The sequence below is a fragment of the Sphingobium yanoikuyae genome, from assembly GCF_013001025.1.
Classification (GTDB): Bacteria; Pseudomonadota; Alphaproteobacteria; order Sphingomonadales; family Sphingomonadaceae; genus Sphingobium; species Sphingobium yanoikuyae_A.
In genome coordinates this window covers 3,762,511-3,778,568 of the sequence record NZ_CP053021.1, presented here as the reverse complement: position 1 = coordinate 3,778,568, position 16,058 = coordinate 3,762,511, and the positions used below count along the sequence as shown (strand labels likewise).

The following is a 16,058-nucleotide window of genomic DNA, read 5'->3' as shown; positions in this document are numbered from 1 at the left end:
AAAAACAGGGAAGAGGTAGAAACCGTCATGGCAGGCGCCAAGAACCACGATTATCATATCCTTCCGCCCAGCATCTGGCCGCTGTTCGGCTCGATGTCGGCGCTGGTGATGGCGATGGGCGCGATCATGTGGATGCATCCCGACGCGATGCCCGCCGGCGGTGGCTGGATCTTCCTGATCGGTGTGGCCGGTGTCCTCTTCACCATGTTCAGCTGGTGGAGCAATGTGATTGCCGAGGCGCATGCCGGCGATCATACGCCGGTGGTCCAGCTGCATCTGCGCTATGGCATGATCCTGTTCATCGCGTCGGAAGTGATGTTCTTCGTCGGCTGGTTCTGGGCCTTTTTCGACTTCTCCCTCTTCCCCAGCGAACTGGCGCCGATCGAGGGGATGTTCCCGTCCAAGGGCATCGAGGTGATGAACGCGTTCGAGCTGCCCTTGCTCAACACGCTGATCCTGCTCTGCTCGGGCACCACCGTCACCTGGGCGCATCACGCGCTGATTCACGGCGATCGCGAAGGGCTGAAGAAGGGCCTGTGGTGTACGGTGATCCTGGGCGCGCTGTTCAGCTGCATCCAGGCCTATGAATATATGCACGCGCCGTTCCCGTTCGGCGGTTCGCCCTATAGCTCGGCCTTCTATATGGCGACCGGCTTCCATGGCTTCCACGTGCTGGTCGGCACCATCTTCCTGGTGGTGAACCTGATCCGCGCCTATAAGGGCGACTTCACCCCGCGGCAGCATTTCGGCTTTGAAGCGGCCGCCTGGTACTGGCATTTCGTCGACGTGGTGTGGCTGTTTCTGTTCGCCGCCATCTATGTCTGGGGCGGCTGGGGCGCGCCGATCCACGGCGGCTGATGGTTCAGGGATGACGGCGAAGGCGACAGGCATGGACCTGCTTGCGGCCTCCGCCCGCGGCCTTTGCCCCCGTTGCAGCGCACCGACCCTGTTCGAAGGGCCGGTGCGTTTTGCGTCGGGCTGTCGCCAGTGCGGGCTGGACTATGGCCAATATAATGTCGGCGACGGGCCGGCGGCTTTCCTGACGCTGATCATCGGCGCGGTCATGGTCGCGCTGGCGCTGACCCTGGAACTGACGGTCCATCCGCCGCTCTGGCTGCACCTGCTGCTGTGGGCGCCGCTGACCGCCGGCGCCGTGGTCGGCAGCCTGCGCGTCGCCAAGGGCGCGCTGCTGACGGTCGAATATCGCAAAAATGCCCGCGAGGGGCGGGTGGTGGAGAAGAAGGACGCATGAGCGGACGGCGCATCCCGATTGTCCCGACCCTGCTGGTCTGTGTCGCGATCGCTGTCATGATCGCGCTCGGCATCTGGCAGTTGCAGCGCCGGGGCGAGAAGGAAACCATGCTGGCGCTGGCCGCCAGCAATGTGTCGCGACCGGCCGTCGCCTTCCCCAAAATGCCGCCGGTGCCCGATGAACTTCTGTTCCGCCCGTCGTCGGTCCATTGCCTGCGCGTCGTCGGCTGGCAGGTGGAGGCCGGGCGCGCCGCCGACGGATCGACCGGCTATCGCCATATCGCCCAATGCACGACCGGCGCCGAAGGGCCGGGCGCGCTGGTCGCTGTCGGCGTCGGCCAGAAGCCGGATGACAAGCCGGCCTGGACCGGCGGGCAGGTCGAAGGCTGGATTTCGCAGGAGCCCGATCATCGCTCGCTGATCGCGCGGGCAGGGGGCAGGACCATGCCGCTGCGGCCGATGCTGGTCGCGCGCGCCGCACCGCCGGGCCTGAAACCCATGGCACCGCCCAGCACCGCCGACGTGCCCAACAATCATCTCGCCTATGCGGTGCAATGGTTCATTTTTGCCGCGCTGGCGGCAATAATCTATCTGCTTGTCCTGCGCCGACGCAATGCGGAGCCGCCAAGGCCGTCGTAAAGGCTTGCCCCGGCGCGCGCGCGTCGCTACCGCGCTTTCCCATTATGCAATATGTCAGCACCAGGGGAAGCGCACCGGCGCTCGGTTTTGAAGATGTCACGCTGGCGGGCCTGGCGTCCGACGGTGGCCTTTACGTGCCGGAGAGCTGGCCGCAATTTTCCGCTGCCGACATTCGCGCCCTCGCTGGTCTTTCCTATGTCGAAACCGCCGTGCGCGTCATGGCGCCGTTCGTCGCCGGATCGCTGAGCGAAGAGGAACTGCGCGAGCTTTGCACCGCTGCCTATGGCCGGTTCAGCCATGACGCGGTGACGCCGCTGGTCCAGCTCGACAATCGCCACTGGATGCTGGAGCTGTTCCATGGTCCGACCTTGGCGTTCAAGGATGTCGCGCTCCAGCTGCTCGGCCAGCTGTTCGAGCGGTTCCTGTCGCGCCGCGACGACCATCTGACCATTGTCGGTGCCACATCGGGCGACACCGGTTCGGCCGCGATCGACGCGGTCGCCGGTCGCGAAAAGGTCGACATCTTCATGCTGCATCCCGAGGGCCGGGTGTCCGACGTGCAGCGCCGCCAGATGACCACGGTGCTGGCGCCGAACGTCTATAATATCGCGATCGACGGCAGCTTCGACGATGCGCAGGCGCTGGTGAAGCGCATGTTCAACGACGCGGACTTCAAGGCGCGCTTCAACCTGTCGGCGGTGAACAGCATCAACTGGGCGCGGCTGATGGCGCAGGTCGTCTATTATTTCTACGCCGCCGTGCGGCTGGGCGCGCCCGATCGTCCGATCGCCTTCTCGGTGCCGACCGGCAATTTCGGCGATGTCTTCGCCGGCTATGTCGCGTCGAAAATGGGCCTGCCGGTCGCCAGGCTGGTGGTCGCCACCAACGTCAACGACATCCTCCACCGAGCCCTGTCGGAGGGCGACTATAGCCAGGGCCAGGTCGTGCCGACCGCGACGCCCAGCATGGACATCCAGGTCAGCTCCAATTTCGAGCGACTGCTGTTCGATGCCGGTGGCCGTGACGGCGTTGCGCTCGCCCAGCAGATGCAGGGTTTCGAGGCAAGCAAGGCGATGCGCCTCACCAATGCTCAGCGCGAGGGCGCGGCGAACCTGTTCACCTCCGCCCGGATCGATGCCGACGGCATGACCATGGCGATGCGCTGGGCGTTCGACGCCGCTGGCCAGGTGATCGATCCGCACAGCGCCATTGGCCTCGCCGCCGCGCGCGAGGCGGACATCGACCCGTCGATCCCGGTGGTGACGCTGGCGACCGCCCATGCCGCCAAGTTCCGCGACGCGGTGGAGCGGGCGACCGGCACGCGGCCGCCGCTGCCGGCGCGGGTCGGCGACCTGTTCGCGCGTGAGGAAAGCTATGCCAAGCTGCCCGGCACGTTCGAGGCGGTGACCGCCTATGTCGCGGAGCGGGCGACGCCGCGCGGCTGATCGCGGGTTGATCCCCTCTCGACAGGAGCGGCGCAAGAGACGATGAGGCCCCCATGGAACTCAAGACTCTCATCGGCGAACCCTGGTCCGACTATGGCCTGATCGACTCGGGCAACGGCCGCAAGCTCGAACGCTATGGCCGTTTCCGCTTCATCCGCCCCGAACCGCAGGCGATGTGGGCGCCGGCGACCGAAGATTGGCGCGCCGACGGCGAATTCATCCCCGGCTCTGACGAGGATGGCGGCGGCCGCTGGTATTATGACAAGCCGGTCCCGGCCGAAGGTTGGCCGCTGCACTGGAAGGAAGTGACCTTCCAGTCGAGCTGCACCCCCTTCCGCCATCTGGGCTTCTTTCCCGACATGGCGCCGGTGTGGGATTTCATGCGCACCAGCACGGCCGACAAGCCCGAGGCTGAGGTCATGAACCTGTTCGGCTATACCGGCGTCGGCACGCTGGGCATGTCGGCGGCCGGCGCGCGCATGGTCCATGTCGATGCGTCGAAGAAATCGGTGGCGCAGGCGCGGGCGAACGCTGACCTGTCGGGCATGGGTGATCGGCCGATCCGCTGGATCGTCGAGGATGCGGCCAAGTTCGTCGCGCGCGAAGTGCGGCGCGGCCGCCGCTATGACGGCATATTGCTCGACCCGCCCAAATATGGCCGTGGCCCCGACGGCGAAGTCTGGCGGCTGGAAGAGGATCTGCCGGGCCTCATCGCCAATTGCCGCCAGTTGCTCGACGCCGACAGCCGCTTCCTGTTCCTCACCGTCTATGCAGTGCGCATGTCGGCGCTGGCGATCGGCGAATTGCTGCGCCAGGCCTTTGCCGACCTGCCCGGCGAGGTGGAAGCGGGCGAACTGACCGTACGCGAGGAAGCGCGCGGCCTGCTGCTCCCCACCGCCATCTGGGCGCGCTGGAAGCGCTAAACCGCCTATAAGCCCTCTCCCGTTTACGGGAGAGGGTTGGGTGAGGGCTTTTCTACGACTGCCCTCATGATAGACTCTGCCAATGCCCAGCATCGGCCCGACCAGTCCCAACGCTTCACGTCTGCGGCGCAACGCAACCGAATGTGAGCAACGGCTATGGGCCGTCTTGCGCAATCGCCAGCTTGAAGGTTTCAAGTTCCGGCGACAGGCGACGATCGGGCCATTCGTGGTCGATTTCCTCTGTGCCGAATATCGCTTCATCGTCGAGATCGATGGCGGACAGCATGATGAACGGACGGATGCGTCGCGCACGACGCAACTGCAATCGGCGGGCTACGTGATCCACCGGTTCTGGAATCATGATGTGGTCGAGAATTTCGACGGCGTGGTGGAACGGATCAGGCTGGAGCTGCTTGCCGTTCGAGAGACGTAAGCAAGAAGACCCTCACCCAACCCTCTCCCGCCTGCGGAAGAGGGCTTTAAGGCGGGATCGTCGCCCTACTTCCCGACCCTGATCTCGAACAGCTTGGGCCAGTTCTTGCCGGTGATGAAGACGCGGTCGCTCTTGGCGTCATAGGCGATGCCGTTGGCGACGGCTTCGCTGTCGATGACGCCGGCCTGCTTGCGCAGCGGGGCGACGTCGATCCAGTCGATCACGCCGCCGCTGCGCGGGTCGATCCGGGCGATCTTGGTATCGTACCAGACATTGGCCCAGATCTCGCCCTTGACCCATTCCAGCTCGTTCAGCCGATCGACCGCGCGGCCGTTCCAGGTGACGGTGATGCGGCGCTGTTCGCTCAGCGTCTCGGGATCGAGGAAGCGCAACTGCGCGCTGCCGTCGCTCATGATGATCGATCGGCCATCCTGGGTCAGGCCCCAGCCTTCGCCTTCATAGCGGAAGGTGGAGAGTGGCGAGAAATCGTCCAGCTTCCAGACAAAGCCCTGGCGGTGGCGCCAGGTCAGGCTGACCAGCTTGCCGCCCCAGTTGACGATGCCTTCGCCGAAATAGGGCTGCTCGACGACACGGCGCTGCTCGACCTTGCCGGTCTTGAGCGCGACCTTGCGGATCTCCGACTGGCCTTCAAGGCCGGTGCTCTCATAGAGCGCGCCATCGAGGTAGAAGAGACCCTCGGTGAAGGCCGCCGGGTCATGCGGATAAGCCTTGACCAGTGTCCAGGGCGTTTCCGCCTGGGCCGGCATGGTCAGGGTGAGGGCGCAGGCAAGCGCCAGCAGTCCTTGCCTCATTCGGCGGCCTGCGCGGCGATCGCGGTGGCGAGCCAGGCGGGCAGGGTGGCGGGGTCGATCGCCTCCACCCGTTGCAGTTCGATCGACAGATTGAGGTCTGGCAGGGCGGCGCGCTGGCGCTTCTCGTCGGCCCGTTCCAGCGGCACTGCGACCAGCCGCCGGTTCACCTTGTTGCGATAATGCATGCGGGCCGTGTTTTCCTGCCCGACATAGCAGCCCTTGTCATAATCGACGCCGTGCAGTTCCTCGGCATTGGTTTCCAGCCACAGAATCTGGTCCTGCCCCAGTTCCGCCGCGCCTTCGAACACCCCAAGCGACAGCCGATGCGCGCGGAACGCGGCGGCGGCGTCGCCATCGCTCGCCGGCGCCAGCCAGCGCGCGCCCAGGTCTGGCAGGCGCGGGTCGCGGGGTTTGTCGGCCGCATCGATCGCCCAATGCACCGCCAGCGACTCATCGCGCGCGATCACCACCTTGCGCCGCAGCCGGTATATGGTCAGCCGCTTCGCCAGTGCGTCGGCCTGCGCCGCCTCGCAGTCGATCAATATATCGCCGTCGTCGCCCCACAGGATGAAGTCGAACAGCGCCTTGCCCTGCGGCGTCAGCAGCGCGGTCCAGCGCGCTTCGCCGTCTGTCAGCGTCAGCACGTCGCGGGTCAGCAGCCCCTGCAGGAAGGGACGCGCCTCTTCGCCGGAAATGCGCAGCACCGCGCGGTCGGTAAGGGTGGTATCGGTCATCGGCTTTAGGTAGGACGGCGGCACGACTTCGCCAAGCGGTTCGCGCGAACAGCAGACAGGAATATCGCCATGACCCAGACCTTCGACATGATCCTCAAGAACGGCACCGTCCATACGCCGGGCGGCGCGGAGCAGGTGGATGTGGGCGTGCGCGGCGGCAAGATCGTCGCCATCGGCACCAGCCTGGGCGATGCGGGCGAAGTGGTCGACTGTACCGGCCTCGACGTGCTGCCCGGCTGCATCGACAGCCAGGTGCATTTCCGCGAGCCGGGGCTGGAATATAAGGAGGATCTGGAATCGGGCAGCCGCGCCGCGGTGCTGGGCGGCGTCACCGCCGTGTTCGAAATGCCCAACACCAATCCCAATACCGACACTGCCGAGCGGGTGCATGACAAGCTGAAGCGCGCCCATCATCGCATGTGGTGCGACCATGCCTTCTATGTCGGCGCGACGGCGGAAAATGCCGAGCAACTGAAGGAACTGGAGCGCATTCCCGGCACGTCCGGCGTCAAGATCTTCATGGGCGCGTCGACCGGCAGCCTGCTGGTGGATGATGACAATGCGCTGGCCCGCGTGCTGGCGTCGGGCACCCGCCGCGTCGCCATCCATGCCGAGGACGAGACGCGCATGAACGCGCGCAAGGATTATCGGGTGGAGGGCGATCCGTCCTCGCATCCCGTCTGGCGCGACGATGAAAGCGCGATGATCGCGACGAAGCGGATCATCGCGCTCGCCCGCAAGGCGCGCCGCCGCATCCACATCCTGCACGTCACCACCCCGGCGGAGCTGGAATATATCGGCCAGAACAAGGATGTCGCGACCTGCGAAGTCACGCCGCAGCATCTGACGCTGGCCGGCGAGGACGCCTATCCGCGCCTGGGCACCTATGCCCAGATGAACCCGCCGATCCGCAGTGCCGCGCATCGCGACGGCCTGTGGTTCTGGCTCAACCAGGGCGTGCCCGACGTGCTGGGCAGCGACCATGCGCCGCACACGATCGAGGAAAAGGCCAAGACCTATCCCGCCTCGCCCAGCGGCATGCCGGGCGTGCAGACGCTGGTGCCGCTGCTGCTCAACCATGTCGCCGAAGGGCGGCTGACGCTGCGCCGCTTCATCGAACTGACCTCGTCGGGGCCGCAGCGCGTGTTCGGCCTGACCTGCAAGGGCCGCATCGCGCTCGGCTATGATGCCGACTTCACCGTGGTCGACCTCAAGAAGAAATGGACCGTCGGCAAGGAGTGGCTCGCCTCGCGCTGCGACTGGTCGCCGTTCGACGGCATGGACCTGACCGGCAAGGCGATCGGCACCATCATCCGCGGCAACCGCGTGATGTGGGAAGACAGCCTGGCCAATCAGGCGGTCGGCGAGCCGGTCCGGTTCGAGGCGACCGAGTTCAACTGATCAGATTATGCCGTCGCCAGCCGGTTGCGGCGGGCGGCGGCATAGCTGTCGCTGGCGAAGAGGATGAGGCCGAGCCAGATCAGGCCGAAGCTCAGCATCTGGCCCTGGCTCAGCGTCTCGCCGAGCAGGACCACGCCGCACAGAAATTGCAGCGTCGGCGCCAGATATTGCAGCAGCCCCAGCATCGCCAGCGGCAGGCGCTGGGCGGCAGTGGCGAACAGCACCAGCGGCACGGTGGTGACGCCGCCGGCCAGGATCAGCAGGCCGGTGGTCGACACGTCCTGGCCAAAGCTGATGCCGCCATGGCCCGCCAGCCAGATCAGGTAGCCGATCGCGGGCGCAACCAGCAGCAGCGTTTCGACGCCCAGGCCGGTCATCGGCGCAACCGGGGTGAGCTTGCGGATCAGGCCATAGAGGGCGAAGCTGATCGCCAGCGCCAGGCTGATCCACAGGGTGGTGAGCGCGGCCGCAGCCAGGATGGCGACGCCGACCGCGGCGATCGCGATCGCCAGCATCTGTCCGCGCCGCAGCCTTTCCTTGAGTATGACCACGCCCAGGCCCACGCTGACCAGCGGGTTGAGGAAATAGCCCAGGCTGCAGGCGACGACATGGCCGTCATTGACCGCCCAGACATAGACCAGCCAGTTGATCGCGATCATCACCGCCGATGCCATCAGCGGCAGGACCAGCCGGGGCGTGCGCAATGCCGCGACGAAGGCGCCTAGCCCCTTGCGCGCGGCCAGCAGCACCAGGATCAGGATGACCGACCAGATCACCCGCTGGGTCACGATCTCGATCGGGTCGACATGATGCAGCAGGCGGAAGAAGAGCGGCAGCATCCCCCAGATGCTGTAAGTGCCGATCGCGGCGATGACGCCCTTGCGGGCTTCGCTTTCCGCTATGGTCACAGGATTCCGCCGCCCAGGAACAGGCGCAGCGCGCCGAAGGCGGCGACGATCAGGCAGAAATTCTGCCCGCCCTTTTTCGACGACATCAGGCCGATGAAGGCGCCGAACAGCGCCATCGGCACCAGCAGCCAGTTGAGCGCGCCGAGCAGCGGAAACACCGCCGGGATCATCAGGACAAGGGTGACAAGACCGAACAGGGCTGACAGAAGGTTGAGCATAGTCCGACTGATGGCGGCTTTGCTGTCCCGGAACAAGACAAGCGACCATGCCACCCGGCAGAAACTGGCCCTGCGATGGGGTAGGGGCGTCTATGCACCCTGAATGCGAACGGAAAGTCCCGCTATCCGTTCTATGTGCCGGGTTATGAAGGAGCGAGGCGGATGGCGATTTCCAGACAAGTTGGTGTGATAGCGTTGCTGCTGGCGCTCGCGGCCTGTGGCAAGGGCGGCAAGGACGGCAATCTTGCCGCGCTGGACGACCAGTTGACCAACAATGCCGCGGACCCGGCGGTCAAGGGCGCGTTGGCCGATGATATCGTCGTCGATCCCAATCTGGTCGGCCAGTCGAACCGCAATGCCGTGCGCAGCGCCGATCGTGCCGCCAATGGCGCGCTGCCGGTGCTGAGCGGCGACGCCGGCAAGGCGCAGGCGGAAGCGGCCAAGCTGGTCGGTGGCAAGCTGCTGTCCGCCCCGGCGCCGGTCAGCGGGCCGATCAAGAACAGTCCGATGACGCTGGGCGGGCTGGCGCGCGAACAGGCGCAACTGGGCGGCGGCGGCAATGCCGGCTGCGCCAAGAAGCTGGTCTATGGCATGCAATGGGCCAGCCGCATGCCCGATCCCTTCACCCTCTATCCCGGCGCGCAGCTGACCGAGGCGGCGGGTGCGGAGAAGGACGGCTGCACCCTGCGCGCGGCGAGCTTCGTGACGGCGGTGCCCAAGCAGGGCGTGATCGATTATTATTATACCCAGGCGCGCCGCGCCGGCTTCGATGCGGAACATCGCATCGTCGAGGGCGACAATGTGCTGGGCGGCACGCGCAAGGCCGATGGCAGCGCCTATTTTATCGTCTTCACCAATGCGCCGGGCGGCAAGACCGGCGTCGACATCATCGCCGATCACGGTCGATAAAAGGGGGGCATAAGGGCAAGGGGACATCGCCCCCCTTTGCTGAACTGGGGCGCGTTGTTTCCAAAACGGAAACGATCTGTCGTCCTTTTGCCGGCTACAAGCCCGACCCGTGCATCGCTACATCGCCTGCAACAACAGGTGGGATCAAGGCGATGCAACACTCCGTCTTCAACCGGGCCGATACGGCCAATGACAATGTCGGCGAACCCTTTGACGCGCAGGAGCGCCAGGTGCTCTGGCTGGCCGATAGCGATCCGGCCAGTTCGGTGCCTTCGATCCGCGCGCCGCTTGGCCGCTTGCGCAGCTTCCTGCGCGGCCCGGAACCGACCTACACCCTGGCCAATCCGCGGCTGGAAACGCTGCGCCAGAGCGCGATCATCCTGCGCACCGGCCGGTCGCTGACCGGCGAGGAGCTGGACGCGTTCGATGCGGCGGGCTTCTCGCGCGAGCAGCTCGACCTGCTGCGCGTGCTCTACATGACCGGGGATGCCCGGCGGGCGGTGGTCCGTGCGGCCTGATCCTTCCGGCAGCGCGTTGCGCCAGGAGCCGATGCAGGCGCTGGAGATGCTGCGCGCATTCCATCTGGCGCATCCGCGCGTCGTCACGCGGCTGGCGCTGTTCTTCCTGATCCTGTTGGTGGAGATCGTTTTGTTCAGCGGCATCAACGGCATGGTCGATGACCTGCTGGTCTCCTTCGTGGCGACGGTGGCGGCGTCGCTCTTGTTCCTGCCGATGATGGTCAGCGGCCAGGCGCGGTGATCGTGGATGCCGCGCCCGGCTGGCGCCAGCCGGGCGGAGCGTGTAGCACCGGTCCGACGCGGCAGGAGAGCGGACGGGACGGCGCCATGGATCTGGATGATTTGCGCAGCTTTGCCCAGGTCGTGCGCCATGGCGGCTTCAGCGCGGCGGAGCGTGCCACGGGCGAACGCAAGGCGAAGCTCAGTCGCCGGGTTGCGCGGCTGGAACAGGTGTTGGGCGTTCGCCTGATCGAGCGATCGACCCGCAATCTGCGCGTGACCGATGTCGGCCGCGAAATCTATCGCCAGTGCGAGACGATCGCCGAGGGGATCGACGCCACCCAGGCGATCGCTGCGCGTGCCCGGTCACAGATCAGCGGCAATCTGCGCATCGCCTGCCCGCCGGGGCTGGCCCGCTATCTGCGCACCGATGTCTTCGCCCGGTTCCTGCTGCTCTATCCCGACGTGCATCTGGAAATGCATATCAGCAGCCAGCGCATCGACCTGATCCAGGAACGGTTCGATGCCGCCTTTCGCGTGGATATCGACACCGTGCATGATCAGGCGCTGACGATGCATCAGCTGGGGCGGCTGGACCGCATCCTGGTGGCCGCGCCGGCGGTGGCAGCGCAGGCCGCGGCAACGACTATCGTCAGCCTTGCCGGCCTGCCGACGTTGAGCGTGGGCGAGCATGTCGAACATGATGAATGGCTGTTGATGAACGGGCAGGGGCGACAGCATGTCGTCGCCCATCATCCCCGCTTCTGCAGCAATGATTCAGCGACGGTGCGCGATGCGGCGGTGGCCGGACTGGGCGTGGCGCTGCTGTCGTCAGCAGCCTGTTCGGTCGAGCTGCAACAGGGGCGGCTGGTGCATGTCCTGCCCGACTGGCGGACCAGCGAGGGCATCGTCCATGTCCTCTTCACCGCGCGCACCGGCATGTCGCCGACCCTGCGCGCGTTCATCGACTATGTCGCGGAAAGCTTTCCGTCGCTGACGGGCGGCCCGCTGGCCTGAACGGCCTTCAGCGCAAGCCGGCTTCCTTGGTCAGGCTGTATAGCCCGCCGACGATCAGCCCGAGCGCCAGCATGTGCGCCGAAAATTCGAAAACAATATCAACCATAATCGATCCCCACCGATTGGAAGCGATCCTTCTGCGACCATGCGCCTAACAAGCCGTTAATGCTGATGGGAAAGAAGGGGCGTGCTTGACGCTGTTCTGCGCCGACCATAGCATTCCGTCCCGCGCAGGCATGGTGTTGGGAGGCATGTTTCCATGGAGGATATCGCCCAGGAACGTGGCCCCGGCTATCGTTACTCGCGGCGTGCCACCCTGCCGCTGATCCGGCAATTGTCGGTGGTGCCCAACTGGCGCAACGCGCTGCTGCTGGCGCTGCAATGGGCGGTGATGATCGCCGCCTGCACGATCGCGATCAGGATGGATCGATGGCCGGCCTATCTGATCGCCGGCATCATTATCGGCACGCGTATCCAGGTTCTGGCGGTGATGATGCATGAGGCCTGTCACGGGATGCTGTTCAGCAACCGGCGCATCAATGACCTGATCGGCGACCTGTTCGTTGCCTATCCGCTGGCGCTGAGTATCGATCTCTACCGTGTCGCCCATATGGTGCATCATCGCCATACCAACACGATGCGCGACTATGATTATCGGGTGCAGCGCAAGGATGCCGACCAGCATTTCCCGAAAAGCGGGCGCGCCATGGTCGTGCTGCTGCTGCGCAGCCTGTCCGGCCTGAACTATTATCGGGCGGCGCGGGCGGCGCGAATCTGGTCGCCCTTGTCCAATTTCCACAATCCGATGCGCTTCGGCTTCGATTTCCGGCTGGCGCTGCGCGTCCGCTACATCGTCTGGGCGGTACTGGTCTATGGCGCGATCCTTTGGTCGCCTTGGCGCTGGCAGATATTGGGGCTGTTCATGATTCCCCAGTTCATCTGGGCCAATGTGTTCAACCGGTTGCGGGCGATGGCGGAGCATAATGGCGTCACGGACGAGACGGAAATACGCGGCACGCGCACCGTTATCCCGACCCTGATCGACCGGATCCTGATCGGGCCGCTCAATGTCAGCTATCATCTGGAACATCATCTGTTCCCGTCGGTGCCCTGGCATAATCTGCGCCGCTTGCACCGGCATCTGATGGCGTCCGATCCGCGCTATGCGCGCGATGCGCATGTCACGCAGGGCTATTGGGGGGTGATCCGCGAACTGATGCCGCCGCCCGCGGTCAGTGGTCCCGATCGGCAGCAGGGTCCGGTCGAGGCGAATCCGTAAGCCGAAGGGGCGCACGGATCAGGGAATGACCAGTTCCATGCCCGCCTTCACCCGGTTGAGCGCCAGATAGCTGTGATAGCTGGCGACCGATTCATTTTCCGCGAACAGGCGGCGGGTGATCGCTTCGTAACTGCGCATGTCGGGCGCGACGATCAGCATGATGAAGCTGCGGCCGCCGGTGACATAATAGCATTGCTGCACTTCGGGCGCGTCGCGGAACAATTGCTTGGCCTTGTCGACGCGCGCCGCCTTTTCATCGACCAGATTGACCTCGACGATCGATGTGACGCCCAGGCCCACCTGATCAGGATCGACGATCGCGACATTGCGCACGATCACGCCGCTGCGCTCCATCGCGGCGATGCGGCGCTGCACGGCGGCGGTCGACAGGTTGACCGCCTCGGCAATCGCGCGCTGGGGCATGCGGGTGTCGCGCTGGATCAGGCGTAGAATCGCCCGGTCGAAATGGTCGATCTTGGTGGTCTGGCTCATGAAATGAGTAATTGTTGCATTTGACCGGTCAATCAAGAGCGCCTTTCTCATGTCGATGATGATATTTCCCGTCACCTGAATTTTCGACAGGCGGAATGCGAGCATGAACCAGTCACGAGCATCCGGCGCGATCCTGGCCGGCATCTTTTGCGGCATGGGGGCCGGGGCGCTCTGGGGCCTTGTATTCCTGGCGCCGGAGATCGTGCCCGGCTTCAGTCCGCTTGAACAGGCGATCGGCCGTTATCTGGCCTATGGGCTGATGTCCGTGCTGCTGGTTGCGCCGCGCTGGCGGGCGATCCGGCCGCTGCTGACGCCGCGCATATTGTGGGCGCTGGCCTGGCTCGCACTGGCGGGGAACCTCTTTTATTATGTGCTGCTGGTGAGCGCGGTGCAGATGGGGGGCATTGCCATGACCTCACTGGTGGTCGGCTTCCTGCCGGTGGCGGTGACCATCGTTGGCAGCCGGCAGGCCGGCGCGGTGTCGCTGCGGCATCTGGCGCCGTCGCTGCTGCTTTGTGTCGCGGGTGCGCTGTGCATCGGCTGGCAGGCGATCGTCATGCCGGGCGGGGGCGCGGTGGCGACGCGGATCATCGGCTTTGCCTGCGCGGTCGGGGCGCTGATTTCCTGGACCGCCTTTGCGATCGGCAATGCCCATTGGCTGCGGCGGATGGACGGTATCACGTCGCAGGACTGGAATTTCCTGATCGGCCTTGCCACCGGCGCGCAGGCGCTGCTGTTCCTGCCGTTGGTGCCGTGGCTGGGCAGTGGCACGCATGATGCGGCCGACTGGACCCGCTTTGCGGCTGTCGTGATCGCTGTCGCTCTGTTTGCCTCGATCGTCGGCAATGCGCTGTGGAATCGCATGACCCGGCTGCTGCCGCTGACCATGGTGGGACAGATGATCCTGTTCGAAACCGGCTTTGCCCTGCTCTATGGTTTCATCTGGGAAGCGCGGCTGCCGACGCCCTTGGAGGGCACGGCATTCGTGTTGGTGATCCTCTCGGTGCTGAGTTGCATCGCCGCCCATCGCCGTCCCGTCCCGGCAGAGGCCAGCATCGCCGCCTGAATGCGTCCTTTCCCCTTTGGCGGAATCGCGATAGGGCGACAATCATGACCAATATCTTCCTTGTTATGGGCGGCGGCGCGGTTGGCGCGGCGCTGCGCTATCTGCTGGGGCGGTTCGCCGGGCAGATGGCGCCCGGCGCGGCCTGGCCCTGGGGCACTTTTGCCGCCAATCTGATCGGCGGTTTCGCCATGGGGCTGCTTGCCGGATGGCTGGCGCGTGGCAGCACGGCGTCGGGCGAACCGATGCGGTTGCTGCTCGGCGTTGGCGTGCTGGGCGGTTTCACCACCTTTTCCTCCTTCAGCCTGGAGACGATGCTGATGATCGAGCGCGGCCAGATCGGCCTGGCGCTCGGCTATGCGCTCTTCTCGCTGGTCGGCGCTGTGGCCGCGCTGGCGCTGGGTCTTACGGTTATGCGGAGTGTTGCGGCATGAAGGGGCGTCCTCCCGGCAAATCCGGCGGTCCGGCACGGGGCGGCAAGCCCGGCGGTAGCAAGCCAGCAGGGCGCAGCGGCGCGCCCGGTCGCGCCCGTGGCGGCGCCAAGGCGGCAAGCGCGCGCAAGCAGGATGGCGATCGGCCGTTCAAGCCCGGCACCAAGCCAGGGGGCAAGCCCGCTGCCAAGCCCCGCACCAAGGCCCCCGTCGCCAAGGCGGCGGCACCGGCCCCGGCGGTCGCGGCCAAGCCCAATCCGGCCAAGGGCGTCAGCCTGGACGTGCGGCAATATCGGGTGCAGGCCGATGATGACGGCATCCGCCTCGATCGCTGGTTCCAGCGGCATTTGCCCGATGTCGGCTTCAACATCGTGTCGCGCTGGTCGCGTACCGGCCAGTTGCGTGTCGATGGCGCCCGCGCCGCGCCGGGCGATCGCATCGCCGAAGGTCAGATGATCCGCGTGCCGCCGGCCGAGCCCAAGGCGGCGGCGGCCGACAAGCCCAAGCGCGTCCGCGTCATCGACCTGACCGAGGACGAGATCGCCTATGTCCAGGACATGGTGATCCACCGCGACAAGCAGGCGATCGTCATCAACAAGCCGCCGGGCCTCGCCACCCAGGGCGGGACCAAGACCGACGAGCATGTCGACCGGCTGCTCGACGGGCTGATCTTCGACGCGGAATCCCGGCCCAAGCTGGTCCATCGCCTCGACAAGGATACGTCGGGCGCACTGCTGCTCGCCCGCTCCAGCCGTTCGGCCGCGCATTTCGCCAAGGCCTTTTCCAGCCGCACCGCGCGGAAAGTCTATTGGGCGATCGTCATCGGCGTGCCCAGCATCGACGATGGCATGATCGAACTGCCGATCACCAAGCAGCCGGGCACCGGCGGCGAGAAGATGCATGTGGACGAGGAAGAGGGCCTGCCCGCTCGCACCCGCTATCGCGTGATCGAGCGCGCCGGCAATCGTGCCGCCTGGGTCGAGTTGCAGCCCTATACCGGCCGCACCCACCAGTTGCGCGTCCATATGGCGGCGATCGGCCATCCGCTGGTCGGCGACGGCAAATATGGCGGCAAGGACAGTTTCCTGTCGGGATCGATCAGCCGCAAGATGCACCTCCATGCCCGCCGCATCCGCGTCGATCATCCCGATGGCGGCCGCATCGACATGAAGGCGGAACTGCCCGAACATTTCCTCAACAGCCTGATTGCGCTGGGCTTCGACCTGTCGCTGGGCGACATGCCGCTGGATGACGAGATCGACCGGACGCCGACCCGCGAGGACGAGAAGAAAGCGGCCCGCGCCCATGCCAAGCAGATCCGCAAGGGCAGGCGCGGCGAGCGGCGCGGTCGCGGCGAGAAATAAGG

20 protein-coding genes are annotated in these 16,058 nt (G+C 65.6%); 15 read left to right on the top strand and 5 right to left on the bottom strand.

All coding sequences use genetic code 11. The annotated features are described in order from the left end of the window. The first annotated feature begins 27 nt into the window (after positions 1-27). From HH800_RS18130 to HH800_RS18105, 6 genes are all read left to right on the top strand, one after another. A complete protein-coding gene (locus tag HH800_RS18130) occupies positions 28-858 on the top strand; it encodes a cytochrome c oxidase subunit 3 (protein ID WP_004208605.1) in 831 nt (276 codons plus the stop codon). Between the two features lie 10 nt (positions 859-868). Then, positions 869-1,252 (top strand): DUF983 domain-containing protein, encoded by a 384-nt coding sequence (locus HH800_RS18125; protein WP_169861940.1) that lies wholly within the window; start codon positions 869-871, stop codon positions 1,250-1,252. Beyond that, positions 1,249-1,890, top strand: a complete 642-nt coding sequence (locus HH800_RS18120) for an SURF1 family protein (protein WP_169861939.1) — start codon at positions 1,249-1,251, stop codon at positions 1,888-1,890. The genes HH800_RS18125 and HH800_RS18120 overlap by 4 nt, the downstream gene beginning before the upstream one ends. Positions 1,891-1,934: 44 nt before the next feature. Then, positions 1,935-3,335, top strand: coding sequence for a threonine synthase (gene thrC / locus HH800_RS18115; RefSeq protein ID WP_037508382.1), 1,401 nt, complete (start codon positions 1,935-1,937; stop codon positions 3,333-3,335). Positions 3,336-3,388: 53 nt separating this feature from the next. Next, entirely contained in the window at positions 3,389-4,258 is an 870-nt protein-coding gene (locus tag HH800_RS18110; protein WP_007710282.1) for a class I SAM-dependent methyltransferase, read from the top strand. Positions 4,259-4,340: 82 nt separating this feature from the next. Then, entirely contained in the window at positions 4,341-4,691 is a 351-nt protein-coding gene (locus HH800_RS18105; RefSeq protein WP_169861938.1) for an endonuclease domain-containing protein, read from the top strand. 65 nt (positions 4,692-4,756) lie between these two features. Here the strand turns inward: HH800_RS18105 and HH800_RS18100 are convergent, their stop codons facing one another. Both HH800_RS18100 and HH800_RS18095 read right to left on the bottom strand, forming a co-directional pair. Further along, entirely contained in the window at positions 4,757-5,503 is a 747-nt protein-coding gene (locus HH800_RS18100; protein WP_169861937.1) for a glutaminyl-peptide cyclotransferase, read from the bottom strand. Continuing rightward, complete coding sequence (locus HH800_RS18095; RefSeq protein WP_169861936.1) at positions 5,500-6,237, bottom strand: YgfZ/GcvT domain-containing protein; 738 nt, start codon at positions 6,235-6,237, stop codon at positions 5,500-5,502. Before HH800_RS18095 ends, HH800_RS18100 begins: the two co-directional genes overlap by 4 nt. 69 nt (positions 6,238-6,306) lie before the next feature. Between HH800_RS18095 and HH800_RS18090 the strand changes: the two genes are divergently transcribed. Further along, the gene (locus tag HH800_RS18090; RefSeq protein WP_169861935.1) at positions 6,307-7,638 is read left to right on the top strand and encodes a dihydroorotase; all 1,332 of its coding nucleotides are present in this window, start codon (positions 6,307-6,309) and stop codon (positions 7,636-7,638) included. Positions 7,639-7,643: 5 nt separating this feature from the next. On the opposite strand, the gene rarD is transcribed toward HH800_RS18090, so the two are convergent. Next, complete coding sequence (rarD, locus tag HH800_RS18085) at positions 7,644-8,546, bottom strand: EamA family transporter RarD (RefSeq protein ID WP_169861934.1); 903 nt, start codon at positions 8,544-8,546, stop codon at positions 7,644-7,646. Beyond that, on the bottom strand, positions 8,543-8,764 hold the full coding sequence (locus tag HH800_RS18080) for a hypothetical protein (RefSeq protein WP_169861933.1): 222 nt from the start codon (positions 8,762-8,764) through the stop codon (positions 8,543-8,545). The genes rarD and HH800_RS18080 overlap by 4 nt, the downstream gene beginning before the upstream one ends. A gap of 162 nt (positions 8,765-8,926) precedes the next feature. Here HH800_RS18080 and HH800_RS18075 point away from each other — a divergent pair, with 162 nt between their 5' ends. The 5 genes from HH800_RS18075 (at position 8,927) to HH800_RS18055 (ending at position 12,706) form a co-directional block, all read left to right on the top strand. Continuing rightward, positions 8,927-9,673: a hypothetical protein gene (locus tag HH800_RS18075; RefSeq protein ID WP_169861932.1), complete on the top strand. Its 747-nt coding sequence runs from the start codon at positions 8,927-8,929 to the stop codon at positions 9,671-9,673. 152 nt (positions 9,674-9,825) lie between these two features. Beyond that, positions 9,826-10,191: a hypothetical protein gene (locus HH800_RS18070; protein ID WP_169861931.1), complete on the top strand. Its 366-nt coding sequence runs from the start codon at positions 9,826-9,828 to the stop codon at positions 10,189-10,191. Continuing rightward, positions 10,181-10,432: a hypothetical protein gene (locus HH800_RS18065; RefSeq protein WP_235681918.1), complete on the top strand. Its 252-nt coding sequence runs from the start codon at positions 10,181-10,183 to the stop codon at positions 10,430-10,432. The genes HH800_RS18070 and HH800_RS18065 overlap by 11 nt, the downstream gene beginning before the upstream one ends. Positions 10,433-10,518: 86 nt before the next feature. Next, positions 10,519-11,427: a LysR substrate-binding domain-containing protein gene (locus HH800_RS18060; RefSeq protein WP_026108940.1), complete on the top strand. Its 909-nt coding sequence runs from the start codon at positions 10,519-10,521 to the stop codon at positions 11,425-11,427. Positions 11,428-11,686: 259 nt separating this feature from the next. After that, positions 11,687-12,706 carry a fatty acid desaturase family protein gene (locus HH800_RS18055; RefSeq protein ID WP_169861930.1) on the top strand — a complete coding sequence of 340 codons (1,020 nt, stop codon included), beginning with the start codon at positions 11,687-11,689 and terminating at the stop codon, positions 12,704-12,706. 18 nt (positions 12,707-12,724) lie between these two features. On the opposite strand, the gene HH800_RS18050 is transcribed toward HH800_RS18055, so the two are convergent. Further along, entirely contained in the window at positions 12,725-13,303 is a 579-nt protein-coding gene (locus HH800_RS18050; protein WP_169861929.1) for an Lrp/AsnC family transcriptional regulator, read from the bottom strand. Between HH800_RS18050 and HH800_RS18045 the strand changes: the two genes are divergently transcribed. From HH800_RS18045 to HH800_RS18035, 3 genes are read left to right on the top strand one after another with little or no spacing between them, the layout of a single operon-like run. Continuing rightward, positions 13,302-14,264 carry a DMT family transporter gene (locus HH800_RS18045; RefSeq protein WP_010339635.1) on the top strand — a complete coding sequence of 321 codons (963 nt, stop codon included), beginning with the start codon at positions 13,302-13,304 and terminating at the stop codon, positions 14,262-14,264. The genes HH800_RS18050 and HH800_RS18045 overlap by 2 nt on opposite strands. Before the next feature lie 44 nt (positions 14,265-14,308). After that, a complete protein-coding gene (gene crcB / locus HH800_RS18040) occupies positions 14,309-14,695 on the top strand; it encodes a fluoride efflux transporter CrcB (protein ID WP_010339636.1) in 387 nt (128 codons plus the stop codon). Next, entirely contained in the window at positions 14,692-16,056 is a 1,365-nt protein-coding gene (locus HH800_RS18035) for an RluA family pseudouridine synthase (RefSeq protein ID WP_169861928.1), read from the top strand. Before crcB ends, HH800_RS18035 begins: the two co-directional genes overlap by 4 nt. Positions 16,057-16,058: the final 2 nt, after the last annotated feature.